Origin of the sequence: Nocardioides sp. YIM 152315 (assembly GCF_029210375.1) — a bacterium.
Taxonomy (GTDB): Bacteria; Actinomycetota; Actinomycetes; order Propionibacteriales; family Nocardioidaceae; genus Nocardioides.
Map to the genome: position 1 here is coordinate 1 of NZ_JARGER010000026.1, position 15,034 is coordinate 15,034.

The following is a 15,034-nucleotide window of genomic DNA, read 5'->3' on the forward strand; positions in this document are numbered from 1 at the left end:
ACCCGCCAGCTGACCCCGAGGCCGAGGGCAAAGTCACCGGAACCTTCCTTACAGACAGGCGCCGGGGCGCCTTCCCCAACCACCGAGGCCCCTGCGGTGGTTTCGAGACAGGCGCCAGGGCGCCTTCCTCACCCACCGACGACCACCCGCACCCGGTGGTTGACCCGTGGACGTCGCCGTCAGTCGCGCAGGACCTTGCGGAACAGCCCGAACGTCTCGTCGACGGCAGCCTGCGCGGCGGGGGAGTGGCGGCCCATGTCGACGAAGCCGTGGACCAGGCCGGGGAAGGTGCGAACCTCCACCGGCACGCCGGCGGACGCCAGGGCCGCGGCGTAGGCCAGGCCGTCGTCGCGGAGGGGGTCGAACTCGGCGACCACGACGACCGCGGGCGCCAGGCCGCTGAGCGAGCCGTGGAGAGGGGCGAGCCGGGGGTCGGTCCGGTCGACGTCGGAGAGGTGGCCGACGTACTGCTGGTCGAACCACACCATCGTCTCGACCTCGAGGAAGTAGCCGGCGGCGTTCTCCGTGTGGGAGGGGTACGACGTGCCGCCGTCGGTCACCGGGTAGATCAGCAGCTGGCCGGCGAGCTCGACGCCCTCGTCGCGCATGGTCTGGGCGGTGACGGCCGCGAGGTTGCCGCCGGCGCTGTCACCGGCCACGGCGAGGCGGGAGTCGCCGCCCAGCGTCTCGAGGGCGGACACCGCCCAGCGCGTGGCGGCGACCGCGTCCTCGACCCCGGCCGGCCACGGGTCCTCCGGCGCCAGCCGGTAGTCGACGGAGACGACGACGGCCTCGGCGCCGTTCGCGAGGGTCCGGGCGGTCAGGTCGTGGGTGTCGAGGTCGCCGATCACGAAGCCGCCGCCGTGGAACATCACGATCGTCGGCAGCGGCCCCACGGCGTCGGGCCGGTAGATGCGGGCGGGTCGAGGGCCGGCACCGCCGGGCACCTCGACGTCCTCGACCGACGCCACGGCGGGCAACGCCGCAGGGTCGCGCAGGTCGACGGTGAGCGCGCGGAAGCCGGCGCGCGCCTGGGCCGGCGTCTGCTGCGACATCGGTGGGTTGCCGGCCGACGCGAGGAACTCGAGCAGGCTGGCGAGGGACGGGTCGACGGGCATCGGGTCTCCTGTCAGACGAAGGCGTTGACGCCGGTCTCGGCGCGGCCGATGAGCAGCTTCTGGATCTGGCTGGTGCCCTCGTAGAGGGTCATCACGCGGGCGTCGCGCAGGTACTTCTGCGCGGGGTACTCGTCGACGTAGCCGGCCCCGCCGTAGACCTGGATCGCGTTGTTGGCCGCGCGTACGGCGGCCTCGGACGCGAACAGCTTGGCCTTCGACGCGGCGGTGCCGAAGGGCTCGCCGCGGTCGATCAGGTCGGCGCAGCGCCACACCAGCAACCGGGCCGCGTCCGCGTCGACCGACATGTCCGAGATCAGCTCCTGCACCAGCTGGAAGCCCGCCAACGGCTTGCCGAACTGGGTGCGGCTCGTGGCGTAGGCGACCGACTCCTCGAGACAGCCCTGGACGATGCCGACGCAGCCGGCGGCCACCGAGACCCGGCCCTTGTCGAGGGTGGTCATCGCGATCTTGAAGCCCTGGCCCTCCTCGCCGAGCAGCGCCGAGGCGGGCACGCGGACGTCGGAGAGGAACAGCTCGGCGGTGGCCTGACCGCGCAGCCCGAGCTTGCCCTTGATCTCGCGGGCCTCGAAGCCCGGGGTGTCGGTCGGCACCAGGAACGCCGAGACGCCCCGCGGCCCTGGCTGGGTCTCGGGGTCGCTGGTGCGTGCGAAGACCAGCGCGACCTTCGCCCAGGTGCCGTTGGTGATGAAGAGCTTCTGGCCGTTGATGACGTAGTCGTCGCCGTCCTTGCGGGCGCGCGAGGTGAGGTTGCCGGCGTCGGACCCGGTGTCGGGCTCGGTCAGCCCGAAGCAGCCCAGCGCCCGACCGCTCGCGATCTGCGGCAGCCACTCCTGCTTCTGCGCTGGCGTGCCGAAGCCCAGCACCGACTTGCCGAAGAGCCCGTTGGAGACCGACACGATGCCGCGCAGCGCGGAGTCGGCGCGCCCGAGCTCCTCCATGCCGAGCACGTAGGTCAGGTAGTCGCCCCCGAGCCCGCCGTACTCCTCGGGGATCGTGAGCCCGAAGAACCCGATCTCCGCCATCTGCGGCAGGATCGCGAGGTCCACCTGCTCGTCGCGGTCCCACTGGGTGCGGTGCGGGATCGCCTCGCGGTCGAGGAACTCGCGCGCGAGGTCGCGGAACGCCTGCTGCTCGTCGTTGAGCGTCATGTCCATGTGGTCATCCTGCCGTCGGTGCCGGAAGGTCGACGAGTACGCCGAGCGCGGCGCGGTGTGCCTCGGGCGACCCGAGCAGGATCGCATCCGCCTTGGCGCGCTTCAGGTGCAGGTGGGCGGGATGCTCCCAGGTCATGCCGAGGCCGCCGTGCAGCTGGATCGCCTCCTCGGCCGCGTGCACGGCGGCCTCTGCGCAGAACGAGCCGGCGACGGCGACCGCCACCGGGGCGTCGGCGTCGCCGAGTGCCAGCGTGGCCGCGGCGTACCGTGCCGCCGCGTCGGCCTGCTCGACCTCGGCGTAGAGGTCGGCGAGCCGGTGCTTGAGCGCCTGGAACCCACCGACGACGCGGCCGAACTGGCGACGCTCCTTCAGGTAGGCGATCGTCGTCTCCAGGGCCCACCGGGCGACGCCGACCTGCTCGCTCGCGAGCAGTCCGGCACCCGTCAGCAGGCCGGCGTCGACGGCGGCCGCGGCATCGGCGGACACGAGCGTCCTCTCGGCGCCGTCGAGGTCGACCTCGGCGAGCGGGCGCGTCATGTCGAGCGAGGACACCGGCGTGACCGTTGCTCCCCGCACCGCGTAGAGGGCGTCGCCCTCGGGCAGGAGGAGCACGTCGGCGGGCAGGCCCACGGCCGTGAGGGCGGTCGGGCCGTGCTGGCGGGCGGTCGGCCGCACCAGCAGCGCGGCGGTCTGCTCGCCGGAGGCGAGCGCCGGCAGGATCGTCGTGTCGCCGAGCGCGACGAGCACCGTCGTCGCGATGACGCTGGAGGTCAGGAACGGCGACGGCGCGGCCGCCCGGCCGAGCTCCTCCAGCACGGCTGCCGCCTCGCGCGCCGACGCTCCGGCACCACCGAGCGACTCCGGCACCAGCAGGCCCGGCAGGCCGAGCTCGACGAACGCCGACCACAGCGGGCCGGTCACGTCGTCCGTCCCGTCGTAGAGGGCGTTGACGCGGTCGGTCGGCGCGCGCTTCTCGAGCACCTTGCGCACCGACGCGCGCAGATCGGTCTCGACGTCGTCGGGCAGCAGCGAGACGTCGGCGGGTGCGGCCGAGGATGGGGAGAGCGTCATCGCGGCAGGTCCTTCCAGGCGACGTCCTTGTCGACGCGGTGCTCGGTGGGCAGGCCGAGGATCCGCTCGGCGACGACGTTGCGCAGCACCTCCGAGGTGCCGCCCTCGATGGAGTTGCCCTTGGCGCGCAGGTAGCGGAAGCCCGCGTCACGTCCGAAGAAGTCCACGTGGGTCGGCCGGCGCATCTCCCAGCTCTCGTAGCGCAGCCCCTCGTCTCCCCGGAGGTCGACGTCGAGTGCCGACAGCTGCTGGTTGATGCGGGCGAAGGAGAGCTTCATCGCGGAGCCCTCGGGGCCGGGTACGCCGGCCGCCAGCTTCTGGCGCAGGCGGGTGGCGGTGATGCGCGCGACCTCGGTGTCGATCCAGCCGCGCAGCAGCCTCTCGTGGGTCTCCGGCGTGCGCAGGTCGGGGCGCTCGCGCCAGGCCTTCGCGACGTTCATGACCATGCCGAACTCGCGGGGGAACGCGCCACCGCCGATCGCCACGCGCTCGTTGGAGAGCGTCGCGTTGGCGACCTTCCAGCCCTCCCCGACGTCGCCGAGCCGGTCGGAGTCGAGGATGCGCACGTCGGTCAGGAAGACCTCGTTGAACTCCGCCTCGCCGGTGATCTGGCGCAGCGGCCGCACCTCGACGCCGGGGTCGTGCATGTCGACGATGAAGTAGGAGAGGCCCGCGTGCTTGGGCTGGTCGGGGTCGGTGCGGGCGAGCATGATCGCGCGGTCGGCAAGGTGAGCCGACGAGGTCCACACCTTCTGGCCGTTCACGATCCAGGTGTCGCCGTCGAGCACTGCGCGCGTGGCGAGCCCGGCGAGGTCGGAGCCGGCGCCGGGCTCGGAGAAGAGCTGGCACCACACCTCCTCGCCGCACCAGAGCTTCTTCAGGTACCGCTGCTTCTGCTCGTCGGTGCCGAAGGCCAGGATCGTCGGCGCGGCCATGCCGAGCCCGATGCCGATCCTGCGCGGGTCGTTGTCGGGCGCGCCCGCCTTGTAGAGCGCCTTCTCCGCGACCGTCTGCAGGCTGCGCGGGAGGCCGAGCCCGCCGAGGCCCTCGGGGAAGTGCACCCACGCGAGTCCGGCGTCGAAGCGCGCGTGCAGGAAGTCCATCCGCTGCGTCGACGCCGGCGGGTGCTCGGCGAGCAGCGCGTCGACGCGCTCCCTCAGCTCGGTCTCGTCCACTCATGCCTCCGTCGTGTGTCGGGCGATCTCCGCCTTGGCGAGCGAGTTCTTGTGCACCTCGTCGGGGCCGTCGGCGAACCGCAGCGTGCGGATGCCGGCGTACGCCGAGGCCAGGGGGAAGTCCTGCGACAGGCCGCCGGCGCCGTGCACCTGGATCGCCTTGTCGAGGATCCACTGCACGGTCTGGGGCGTCGCGATCTTGATCGCCTGGATCTCGCTGTGCGCGCCTCGGTTGCCGACGGTGTCCATCAGCCACGCGGTCTTGAGCACGAGCAGGCGCAGCTGCTCGATGCGCACCCGCGACTCGGCGATCCAGTCGCGGACGACTCCCTGCTGCGCGATCGGCCGGCCGAAGGCGACGCGCTGGGAGGCGCGCCGGCACATCAGGTCGATGGCGGCTTCCGCGACGCCGATCGACCGCATGCAGTGGTGGATCCGGCCAGGCCCGAGCCGGGCCTGCGCGATGGCGAACCCGGCGCCCTCCTCGCCGATCAGGTTGGTCACGGGGACCCGCACGTCGGTGAACCGCAGCTCCGCGTGGCCGCCGTGCTCGTGGTCGTCGTACCCGAAGACCTCCATGCCGCGCACGACCTCCAGGCCGGGGGCGTCCCGCGGGACGAGGATCATGCTCTGCTGGCGGTGCCGCGAGGCCGACGGGTCGGTCTTGCCCATCACGATGAGGACCGCGGCGTGCGGGTTCATCGCGCCGGTGATCCACCACTTGCGACCGTTGAGGACGTACTCGTCGCCGTCCCGCTCGATGCGGGTCGCGATGTTGGTCGCGTCGGAGGAGGCCACGTCGGGCTCGGTCATCGCGAAGGCGGAGCGGATCTCGGCCCGGAGCAGCGGCTGCAGCCAGCGCTCCTTCTGCTCCGGCGTGCCGAAGAGCGAGAGCACCTCCATGTTGCCGGTGTCGGGCGCCGCGCAGTTGAGCACCGCCGGCGCGAGGTGTCCGGCGCGGCCGGTGATCTCGGCGAGCGGCGCGTACTCCAGGTTGGAGAGACCGGGGGAGTCGGCGTGCTCCCGGGGCAGGAAGAGGTTCCAGAGCCCGAGCTCGCGGGCCTCGGCCCGGAGCTCCTCGAGCACCGGTGCCTCGCTCCACGCCCAGCGGTCCTCGAGCTCGCCGAGCTGCTGGTGGAAGGTCGGTCCGGACGGCGCGATCCGGTCGGCCATGAAGGTCTCGAGCCGGTCGATCAGCTCCTGGGTGCGCTCGTCGTGCGCGAAGTGCATGTCAGTCCTCTAGTTGCGGCCGAGGGCGTCGAGCCCTGCGGCGATCAGCGGGTCGAAGGCGGCGCCGATCTGGTCGAATCCCTCGCCGACCGTCTGGCCCTGCTCGAAGCGGTAGTTGATCCCCTCGAGGATCACCGCGAGCTTGAAGTAGGCGAGCCCGAGGTGGAACCCCATGTCGCCGAGCCCGCCGGGGTCGTCGTGGCCGAGCGCCGCGGCGTACCGCGCGAGCTGGGTGGCGGTGTCCGGGTAGCCCGGCGCCGAGCTCGCGTCGGAGACCAGGCCGGCCGACGGCAGCTTCGCCAGCCGGTCGTAGACCAGCATCAGCGCCACGTCGGTGCGGGTGTCGCCGAGCGTGGCCATCTCCCAGTCGACGACGGCCTTGATCTCGTCGTCGGCGCCGGTGAGCACGTTGTCGAGGCGGTAGTCGCCGTGCACGATGCCCGACCACTGCCCGGCCGTCGCGTCGTCCTCGGGCACCCGGGCGGCCAGCAGCCGGTGCAGCTCCTCGGCGTCCGGGTGCTCGCGGGTCTTCGACCCCTCGAGCTGCTTGCCCCAGCGGCGCACCTGACGCTCGAGGAAGCCCGCCGGCCGGCCCAGCTCGGCCAGCCCGACCTCGGCCGGGTCGACCCGGTGCAGCGTCGCGAGCACGTCCATGAGCCGACCCGCGAGCGTCGCCGTGCGCTCCGCGCCGAGCTCCTCGAGCTGGCTCGCTCGCCGGTAGGCCGTGCCCTCGATCCGCTCCATCACGTAGAACGGCGCGCCGGGCACGCCGTCGTCGGCGCAGTGGGCGTACGTCGTGGGCACCGGCACGTCGGTCGACTGCAGCGCGCTCATCACCGTGAACTCGCGGCCCATGTCGTGGGCGGTCGCCTGCACGTGCCCCAGCGGCGGCCGCCGTACGATCCACCACCGGTCGCCGTCGGTGACCGCGTAGGTGAGGTTGGAGCGACCGCCCGCGATCACCTCGCCGCGGAGCTCGCCGCCGATCTCGCCGGGCCGCTGCCCGTCGTACCAGGCACGGAACGCCGCCAGGTCGAGTCCGGGGAGGTCGCTCATCCGAGCCCTCCTGCGGCGTCGACCTTCTGCTGCAACCGTCGCATGCCCGCGAGCCAGCGGTCGGTGTCGCCCGCCCGGGCGGCGTAGTAGCCCGCGACCTCCGGGTGGGGGAGCACCAGGAAGCGGCCCTCCTCGATCGCGGCGACCGCGGCCTCGGCGACCTGCTCCGGCTCGAGCGCCGAGTCGCGTGACAGCAGCTCCTGCAGGGGGCCGGCCTCCTCGAGCATCTTGGTCCGCACGCCCTGCGGGCAGATCGCGTGGACGTCGACGCCCCGCCCGCCGTAGGTCACCGACAGCCACTCGGCGAAGCCGACCGCGGCGTGCTTGGTGACGGAGTACGGCGCGCTGCCGATCATCGTCAGCAGGCCGGCCGCCGACGCGGTCACGACGAAGCGGCCGCCGCCGCCGTCGGACAGCCAGCGCGGGACGAGCACGCGCGCGGCGCGGACGTGCGCCATCACGTTGACGTCGAGGACCCGGTCCCAGGCGTCGTCGGGGGTCTGCAGGCTGTCGCCGCCACCGGCGCCGTCGATGCCCGCGTTGGCGAAGAAGACGTCCACCCGGCCCAGCGTCTCGGTCGCCGCGTCGATCAGTGCCTCGGGCGCGGTGACGTCGCCCGGGATCGCCGTACCCCCGATCTCGTCGGCGACAGCCCGCGCGTTGGCCGCGTCGAGGTCGTTGACGACGACCCGCGCGCCCCCGGCGGCCATGCGCACGGCGAGGGCGCGGCCGATGCCGCGGCCGGCGCCGGTGACGACCACGCCGCGGCCGTCGATCTTCGCGTTCGACTGCAGGGACATCAGTGACCGCCGGCGAGCGTCACGCCACCGTCGAGGGTGATGGTCTGGCCGGTCACCCAGGCGGCGTCGTCGGAGAGCAGGTAGGCCACGGCGCCGGCGACGTCCTCGACGACGCCGAGCCGCTTGAGCGGGTAGAGGTCGGCGACCTCGTCCTCACGCCCCTCGAAGAGCGGTGTCGCGAACGCCGTCTTCACGATCGCCGGCGCGACCGCGTTGACGCGCACCTTCGGCCCGAGCTCGACCGCGAGGGACTCGGTCAGGCTGATCAGCATCGCCTTGGACGCGCCGTACATCGCGATGCCCGGCGCCGGCTTCACACCCGACACCGACGAGACGTTGACGATCGCGCCGCCGTGCTCGCCCAGCCAGGCGCGATGCGCCTCCTGCACCCAGGCGAGCGCACCGAGCGCGTTGACCTCGACGATCTTGCGCGCGGCGCCGAGGTCGAGGTCGACCAGGCTGGAGAGCACCGGGTTGATCCCGGCGTTGTTGACCAGCAGGTCCAGGCTGCCGAACGTCTCGACCGTGCGGCGTACGGCGTCGGCGCGGTGCTCCGGGTCGTCGGCCTTGCCCGGCACGGCGATCGCGTGGTCCGGTCCGCCGAGCGCGGCGACCGCCTCGTCGAGCGCCTCCGGCTTGCGCGCCGTGAGGCACACCCGAGCGCCCTCGTCGACCAGTCGCTGGGCGATGCCCAGCCCGATGCCGCGGCTTGCTCCGGTCACGATCGCGACCTTGCCGGCGAGTCGGTCCACGCTGCCTCCCTCTCCCGTGCGTCGCGCTTGTGCGTGACTAAGCGCTTGCTTACCATGCACCTCGTGAGCGCGTCCACCCCCACCCGGCCGGTCCCGGACGGTCCCGACGCCCGGGCCAGGCTGGCCCGGGCGGCGGTCGAGGCGTTCGCCGCGCGCGGCTTCCACGGCACCACGACCCGCGACATCTCGACCGCGGCCGGCATGAGCCCGGCGGCGCTCTACGTGCACCACCGATCGAAGGAGGAGCTGCTCTTCGAGCTCTCCCGGGCCGGGCACGAGCGCGTGCTCGAGATGGTGCGCGCCTCGGTCGCCGGCACCGACGACCCGGTGCAGCAGCTCGGTGGCGTGGTCGAGGAGTTCGTGCGCGACCACGCCGTCGTGCACACCGGAGCACGCGTCATCAACTACGAGCTCGCGGCCCTCAGCGACGAGCACCTCGCCGAGATCGTCGAGATCCGCCACCAGATCGACCTGGTGGTGCGCGACGTCATCGACCGGGGCGTCGCAAGTGGCGCCTTCGAGACCCCGGACCCCCACATGACCGCGCTCGCGGTGCTCTCGCTCGGGGTCGACGTCGCCCGGTGGTTCCGGGACGAAGGCCGTTGGAGCCCCGACCAGGTGGCCGCTCACTATCGCGTGCTGGCGCTGCGCATGGTGGGCGTGACCTGAGCCACGGACCGATCCGGCGAATCGCCCGCGGTCATGGCCCCCCGGTAGCGTGGCGCAGCCATGTCCTGGAGATACCGCCCCGAGATCGACGGCCTGCGCACGGTCGCGGTGTACCTGGTCCTCCTCTACCACTCGGGCGCGGACTGGGCGGCCGGCGGCTTCATCGGCGTCGACCTGTTCTTCGTCCTCTCCGGATTCCTCGTGCTGAACGTCATGCTCGCCGAGGTCGACGCGGCCGGCCACCTCAGCCTCAGCGGCTTCTACGCCCGCCGGGTCCGGCGGCTGCTGCCGGCCGCCGTCGTGGTCGTCCTGCTGACCAGCCTGCTCTTCGTGCTGACCGCGTCGCTGCCGGAGCGCCTTCCCCTCGTGCAGGACGCCCAGTCGGCGCTCCTCTACGTCTCCAACTGGCACTTCATCGCCGCGGCCAACGACTACTTCGCCACCGACACCGACCGGAGCCCGTTCCTGCACTTCTGGTCGCTGTCGATCGAGGAGCAGTTCTACGTCGTCTTCCCGCTGCTGGTCGCGCTCCTGGTGAAGCTGCGCAGGCACCGCGGCCGCTTCTTCTTCGGCCTGCTGGTGGTGCTGGGCGCCGCCTCGCTGGTCGCGCAGGTCGTCTACGCGCAGATCGACGTCAACCGGGCCTACTACGGCACCGACACCCGGCTCTACCAGCTCTTCGCGGGCGCCGCGCTCGCGGTCGCCTTCCGGGAGCTCGGCCGCGACCGCGGCGCCGACGGACCCGGCTGGTGGACCCCGGCGCGGGGGGCTGCCGTCGCGGGGATCGGCGTCGCCGCGCTCATGGTGCTGGCCAGCGGCCTGGTCGACCTCTCGATCTCGACACGGGGCATCCTGGCGATGGTGGCATCGGTCGCCGCGATCGCCGGCGTGTACGCCGTCGGCTCGCCGGTGGGGTGGCTGCTCGGCCGGCCGACGATGGCCTACCTCGGCCGGATCTCCTACAGCATCTACCTCTGGCACTGGCCCGTGATCCTGGTGCTCGACCAGGTCTTCGACACCGATCCGTGGGTGATCGCGCTGCTCTCCGCCGCGGTAGGCACCGGCCTGGCGGCACTGTCGTCCGCCGTGCTCGAGAGGCCGATCCGGCAGTCGACCCGCCTCGCGCCGTACCGCTGGCCGACGGTGCTCGGTGGCCTGACGGTGTCGGCGGTGGTCGCCTTCGCCGTCGTGCCGCCCGTGCTCGAGTCCGATCGGGCGCCCGCGGTGGCCGGGTCCGCCGGCGGCAGTGCGGTGCCGGACTCGGCCTCGGCGAAGCTCGACGACCCGGTGCCGGACATCGACTTCCAGGCCGTCTCCGAGGACCGCGGGCCGGACGACCAGTGGTGCACGCCCGACGCCATCGAGGACTGCCTGCTGACGCGCGGGGACGGCATGCACGTCGTGCTCGTCGGCGACAGCCAGGCGCGGATGCTCGCGCCGGCGTTCGAGCGGCTGGCGCAGGAGCAGGGCTTCCAGCTGTACGTCGACATCGTGTCATCGTGCCCCTGGCAGGACGGGCTCTACAACGACTGGGCGTCGGGCCTCAACCAGGACCAGTGTCACGAGGCTCGCGACGACTTCTACCGCGAGACACTCCCGCAACTGGAGCCCGACCTGGTGATCGCGACCTCGCTGGCCCGCAGCGCCGACCGGTGGCAGGAGCACATCGTCGACCGCGACGGGAGCACCGGCGACCTCGCCCAGCTGCAGCTCGAGGCGACCGAGCGCACCGCCGACCTGGTGGGTGACACCGGTGCGCCGCTCGTGATCATCCGCAGCGTGATGGGCACCGGCGGCTTCGACAGCGAGGGTCCCGACCCGCTCGACTGCCTCGCTCGGGCGCGGACGCTCGGCGACTGCGTGGTCGTGCCGCCGATCGAGCGGCCGACCGTCGACAGCTTCTACGACACGGTGGCCACCAGGCGCGACGACGTCGCGACCGTCGACGTGAACCCGATCGTCTGCCCGGACGCTCCCGTCTGCCTGCCCGTGCTCGACGACGTCGTCGTCTGGCGCAACGTGGACCACCTCACCGGCGAGATCACCATCGCGCGGAGCAAGCAGATCTGGTCGGCCATCGAGGACACCGGGCTCGTGCCGGACTAGTGCCGCGCGTCGGAAGTTCTTGTGCGCTTCGCGCACACATGGCACGCGCTCTGCTGCGTTGCCGAAGCTCGCGAGACGGGCGGGTATGGCGTCGCTCCGGCGCCTTGCAGCGCACGCACCCTGAGCACGCCAACCGTTCAACAACATCCGACGCACGACACTAGTCGGCCGATCGCCCACGTGGGGCTGTCGCGGCCGCTCGGGCGGGGCTAGCCTCACCGGATGAGCGCGGACGGCAGGTTGCCTCCCTTCCCGGACGACGCGTTCGAGCGCGTCCTGTGCGTGGTGGCGCACCCCGACGACGTCGAGTACGGGACCTCGTCGGCCGTGGCGGCGTGGACGAGTCGCGGCGTGGACGTCGCCTACCTGCTGCTGACTCGCGGCGAGGCCGGCATGGACTCCAGTCGGCCCGAGCAGACGGCCCAGCTGCGCGTGCGCGAGCAGATCGCGGCGTCGGCCGCGGTCGGCGTGTCCGAAGTGGACTTCCTCGACTACCCGGACGGGGTGCTCGTCTACTCGCTGGAGATGCGTCGCGACATCTCCAGGACGATCCGGCGCTACCGACCCGATGCGGTCGTCGTGGGCTCGTGGGAGGTCGAGTTCACCGCCGGCCTCAACCAGGCGGACCACCGGGTCGCCGGGCTGGCCACCCTGGACGCGGTGCGGGACGCCGGCAACCGGTGGGTGTTCCCCGAGCTCCTCGAGGAAGGCCTCGAGCCGTGGTCGCCGCAGTGGCTGCTCGTGGCGGGCGACGACGCGCCCACCCACGGCGTCGACGTCACGGGCGACGCGCTCGAGCGCGGCATCGAGTCGCTGGAGGCCCACCGCGAGTACCTCGCCGGGATCCCCGGGCACCCGCCGCCGCGCCCGATGATCAGCGGGGTCACCGCGGTCTTCGGACCGCGACTGGGTGTCGCCCACGCGGTGCTGTTCCGCGCGTTCGACTTCCACGCGCCGCCGCCCATCGCGCTCGAGGCGATGAAGCTCGCCGAGGCCATCGCCGCGGACGGCGGCGCAGGCGCGACCTGACGATCCGGCCGGCGCTCACCGCGGCGGGGACGCCACCGACCGGTCCGCCGGGCCCGGCCGGTCAGACCGAGGCGAGGAACGCCTGCACTCGCTCCATCAGCAGCGCGGACGCCTCGGGGTCGTGGGCGTCGAGCGACGAATCGGCGAAGAGGTGCTGGTCGCCGGGGTAGACGAAGAGCTCGACGGCGTTCGTGGAGCCGGCGAGCTCGCGTGCGGCAGGCAGGTCCTCGTCGAAGAACTCGTCGTCCTCCTTGCCGTGGATCTGCCCCGGCACGCCCTCCGGCCACGCCTCTCCGAACTCCGCGACCGGGAGGCAGGAGCACATGAGCAGTGCGCCTCGGGCACCGGCGCGCGTCTGCGCGAGCCGCTGGGCGATCGTCACGCCGAAGGAGAACCCGCCGTAGACGAGCCCGGGCCCGAGCTCGTCGGCCGCAGCCGCGCCGCGCTCCCGGATCGCGTCGAACCCCGCCTCACGAGCGAAGCCGAAGCCCTCCTCGATGCTGGCGAAGGTGCGGCCGTCGAACAGGTCCGGCGTGTGCACGGTGTGCCCCGCCTCTCGCAGGTCGTCGGCGAAGGCCCGGACTCCGTCGGTGAGTCCCTGGATGTGGTGGTACAGCAGCACCTCAGCCATGTCGGCGGTCTCCCCTGCTCATTGATCGACTCTTTTGGAACATTCCGCGATGCTAGTCTCTTTCATCATGGCGGACAACCCTCCGGACTACCCGCTGGCCGATCGGCTGGCGCTGACGACGCCAGCACAGGTCAAGGCCATCGGTCACCCGCTCCGCACGACGATCCTGCAGCTCCTCCACGAGCGTGCGGCTACCGTCACCGAGCTGGCGGCGGCGTTGGAACGCCCCAAGAGCACGGTCGCTCACCACGTCGAGGTGCTCGCCCGGAACGGCCTGCTCCGGGTGGTGCGCACGCGAAAGGTGCGGGCGATCGAGGAGCGCTCCTACGGGCGCACCGCGCGCATGTTCCACGTAGCAGCCGAGCCCTCACCCGCGGGCGAGGAGATGCCGCGCGACTTCAACGACTTCGAGGTGGCCGCGCGCGAGTCCGCGCCGGCGTTCGAGCAGGGAAGGCTCTGGGGCTTCATCCGGCACGCACGACTCTCGGAGGACCAGGCATCTCGGTTCTGGGACCGGATGGCCGAGCTGGTCGATGAGTTCGACCGGATGCCCAGGTCCGGCGAGACCGTGTACGGGTTCGCGGTCGGCGTCTATCCCACCGACCACCCGACCCTGCCGACAGCGGAGTAGCGGCGTCACGTTCTGCGGTGGAACTGGACCTTCCCGGTGGGCAGGTAGGTGGTGTCGTAGCTGGGGTCGTGGGCGCGGTTGTGGTGCCAGTGACACAGGGACACCCCGTTGTCGAGGTCGGTCTGGCCTCCGTCGACCCAGCGGGTGCGGTGGTGGGCGTGGAGTCCGGTGGTGTGGTCGCAGCCCTCGGCGGTGCAGCCGTGGTCGCGGAGGAGCATCGCGACCCGCTGGTGCTCGGTGAAGTACCGCCGCTTCCTGCCCAGGTCGAGGGGGGTGGAGTGGCCGTCGAGGACGGCGGGGATGATCCCGGCCTCGCACGCGAGCCGCCGGGCCAGTCCGGGTGAGATCTTCTCCCCGGTGTCGAGGACGCAGGCCTTCTCCAGGCGGTCGAGGAGGACGTCGAGGTCGATCAGCACGGTGACGGTGGCGTTCACGCCACCGGTGTGGGGGAGCTTGTCGGTGGGGTAGCGCTCGATGAGCTCGCACAACGCCTCCCCGAGCGCCTCGGGGGTCGGCCGGCGCTCGGCGGTCGCACCAGCACCGTGGGTCGCGGCCTGGTGCTTGGGTGCGGTGATCGCCGTCAGCGCCTTCCTCAGCGCGGCGGCGTGGTAGGTGGGGATGGTGAAGGTCCCGTGCGCCTGGCCCTGTCCGTCGTCGTAGAGGGTGAACCGGCACGCCTTCGCCGCGGCGGTCTCCTCTGCTTCGAGTTGCGCGGCCTCGTGGGCGTCGGCCTCCTCGGGCGCGATCACCTCGTAGAGGTGCCGGCCCAGGACGTTGAGCGCCTTCGCGTCGTGATCCTTCGCCTGCTCCAGCAGATGCTGCTCGGCCCTGCCCAGGGTCTCGGCGCCGAGGTCGGCCGGGAGCCGGTCGACCCACCGCAGGATCACCCGCGCCTGCTCCACCAACAGCCGTCCGGCTGCGAGGGCATCGCGGGTCAACGAGTGGGCCTCGAGGGCGTGGCCGAACCGGACCGCCCGGTGCGCCTCCGCCCGCGTCGCCTTGGTTTCATGGGCGAGCCAGTTCGCCGCACTGGAGGCGCCGACCTCGTGCCCGATGTGGAGGTCGTCGGCGTGCGCGGCGACCCGGGCCTGCAGCTCACTGACCTGTGCTGCCAATCGGGTGAGCTCGACCAGCGTGGTCCCGGTCTCGGCGGGGTCCATCGACCACACCGACGCATCGGCCACGGTGTCGGCGAGGTCGCGCATCTGCGCGGTCGTCGTCGACACCCGGTGTCGTGGTGTGGTCGCTGCTGTCATGGGTCTACTCAAGCACCGGCCACCGACACTGCGACGCTCAGAACCCGCTAATCCACAGGGGTCTGGGTCACGAACAGGTCACGATCCAGCGCCCTCCTCCACACCCGGACTGGTGTCGGTGGACGGGTGGTTGAGGAGGGACGAAGTCCCGTCTCGACACCACCGAGACCTGCACCCCTGGGATGGTTTCGAGACAGGCGCCAGGGCGCCTTCCTCAACCACCGGGCGCGGCGCTCAGGGGCGCCTTCCTCAACCACCGTGTGTCCCGACCGCAGGTCGGCGTCGTCCCTGCGGGCAGCATTTCGTCGAGGTGGCTTCGGAGCTCGACCAGTGA

Annotated in this window: 14 protein-coding genes; 4 read left to right on the plus strand and 10 right to left on the minus strand. The window is 72.2% G+C overall.

The annotated features are described in order from the left end of the window. Window positions 1–179: 179 nt before the first annotated feature. Genes PZ894_RS08135 through PZ894_RS08170 form a run of 8 tightly spaced genes read right to left on the minus strand, consistent with a single transcriptional unit; the run spans window position 180 to window position 8,378 of the window. Window positions 180–1,118: an alpha/beta hydrolase gene (locus tag PZ894_RS08135; RefSeq protein WP_275744000.1), complete on the minus strand. Its 939-nt coding sequence runs from the start codon at window positions 1,116–1,118 to the stop codon at window positions 180–182. Between the two features lie 11 nt (window positions 1,119–1,129). After that, the gene (locus PZ894_RS08140) at window positions 1,130–2,293 is read right to left on the minus strand and encodes an acyl-CoA dehydrogenase family protein (protein ID WP_275744001.1); all 1,164 of its coding nucleotides are present in this window, start codon (window positions 2,291–2,293) and stop codon (window positions 1,130–1,132) included. A gap of 4 nt (window positions 2,294–2,297) precedes the next feature. Then, on the minus strand, window positions 2,298–3,365 hold the full coding sequence (locus PZ894_RS08145; protein WP_275744002.1) for an acyl-CoA dehydrogenase family protein: 1,068 nt from the start codon (window positions 3,363–3,365) through the stop codon (window positions 2,298–2,300). Next, the gene (locus PZ894_RS08150; RefSeq protein ID WP_275744003.1) at window positions 3,362–4,540 is read right to left on the minus strand and encodes an acyl-CoA dehydrogenase family protein; all 1,179 of its coding nucleotides are present in this window, start codon (window positions 4,538–4,540) and stop codon (window positions 3,362–3,364) included. Before PZ894_RS08150 ends, PZ894_RS08145 begins: the two co-directional genes overlap by 4 nt. Continuing rightward, complete coding sequence (locus PZ894_RS08155) at window positions 4,541–5,770, minus strand: acyl-CoA dehydrogenase family protein (RefSeq protein WP_275744004.1); 1,230 nt, start codon at window positions 5,768–5,770, stop codon at window positions 4,541–4,543. Between the two features lie 9 nt (window positions 5,771–5,779). Then, entirely contained in the window at window positions 5,780–6,826 is a 1,047-nt protein-coding gene (locus PZ894_RS08160; protein WP_275744005.1) for a phosphotransferase family protein, read from the minus strand. Next, window positions 6,823–7,626, minus strand: coding sequence for an SDR family oxidoreductase (locus PZ894_RS08165; protein WP_275744006.1), 804 nt, complete (start codon window positions 7,624–7,626; stop codon window positions 6,823–6,825). Before PZ894_RS08165 ends, PZ894_RS08160 begins: the two co-directional genes overlap by 4 nt. Next, entirely contained in the window at window positions 7,626–8,378 is a 753-nt protein-coding gene (locus tag PZ894_RS08170) for an SDR family oxidoreductase (protein ID WP_275744007.1), read from the minus strand. Before PZ894_RS08170 ends, PZ894_RS08165 begins: the two co-directional genes overlap by 1 nt. A gap of 54 nt (window positions 8,379–8,432) precedes the next feature. Here PZ894_RS08170 and PZ894_RS08175 point away from each other — a divergent pair, with 54 nt between their 5' ends. From PZ894_RS08175 to PZ894_RS08185, 3 genes are all read left to right on the plus strand, one after another. After that, the gene (locus PZ894_RS08175) at window positions 8,433–9,047 is read left to right on the plus strand and encodes a TetR/AcrR family transcriptional regulator (protein ID WP_275744050.1); all 615 of its coding nucleotides are present in this window, start codon (window positions 8,433–8,435) and stop codon (window positions 9,045–9,047) included. 60 nt (window positions 9,048–9,107) lie between these two features. Further along, window positions 9,108–11,153: an acyltransferase family protein gene (locus PZ894_RS08180; RefSeq protein ID WP_275744008.1), complete on the plus strand. Its 2,046-nt coding sequence runs from the start codon at window positions 9,108–9,110 to the stop codon at window positions 11,151–11,153. Between the two features lie 222 nt (window positions 11,154–11,375). Continuing rightward, complete coding sequence (locus tag PZ894_RS08185) at window positions 11,376–12,182, plus strand: PIG-L deacetylase family protein (protein ID WP_275744009.1); 807 nt, start codon at window positions 11,376–11,378, stop codon at window positions 12,180–12,182. Window positions 12,183–12,243: 61 nt separating this feature from the next. On the opposite strand, the gene PZ894_RS08190 is transcribed toward PZ894_RS08185, so the two are convergent. Next, the gene (locus PZ894_RS08190; protein ID WP_275744010.1) at window positions 12,244–12,813 is read right to left on the minus strand and encodes a dienelactone hydrolase family protein; all 570 of its coding nucleotides are present in this window, start codon (window positions 12,811–12,813) and stop codon (window positions 12,244–12,246) included. Window positions 12,814–12,880: 67 nt separating this feature from the next. Here PZ894_RS08190 and PZ894_RS08195 point away from each other — a divergent pair, with 67 nt between their 5' ends. Continuing rightward, the gene (locus PZ894_RS08195) at window positions 12,881–13,444 is read left to right on the plus strand and encodes a winged helix-turn-helix domain-containing protein (protein WP_275744011.1); all 564 of its coding nucleotides are present in this window, start codon (window positions 12,881–12,883) and stop codon (window positions 13,442–13,444) included. 5 nt (window positions 13,445–13,449) lie between these two features. Here the strand turns inward: PZ894_RS08195 and PZ894_RS08200 are convergent, their stop codons facing one another. Then, window positions 13,450–14,700, minus strand: coding sequence for an HNH endonuclease signature motif containing protein (locus tag PZ894_RS08200; RefSeq protein ID WP_275744012.1), 1,251 nt, complete (start codon window positions 14,698–14,700; stop codon window positions 13,450–13,452). Between the last annotated feature and the right edge of the window lie 334 nt (window positions 14,701–15,034).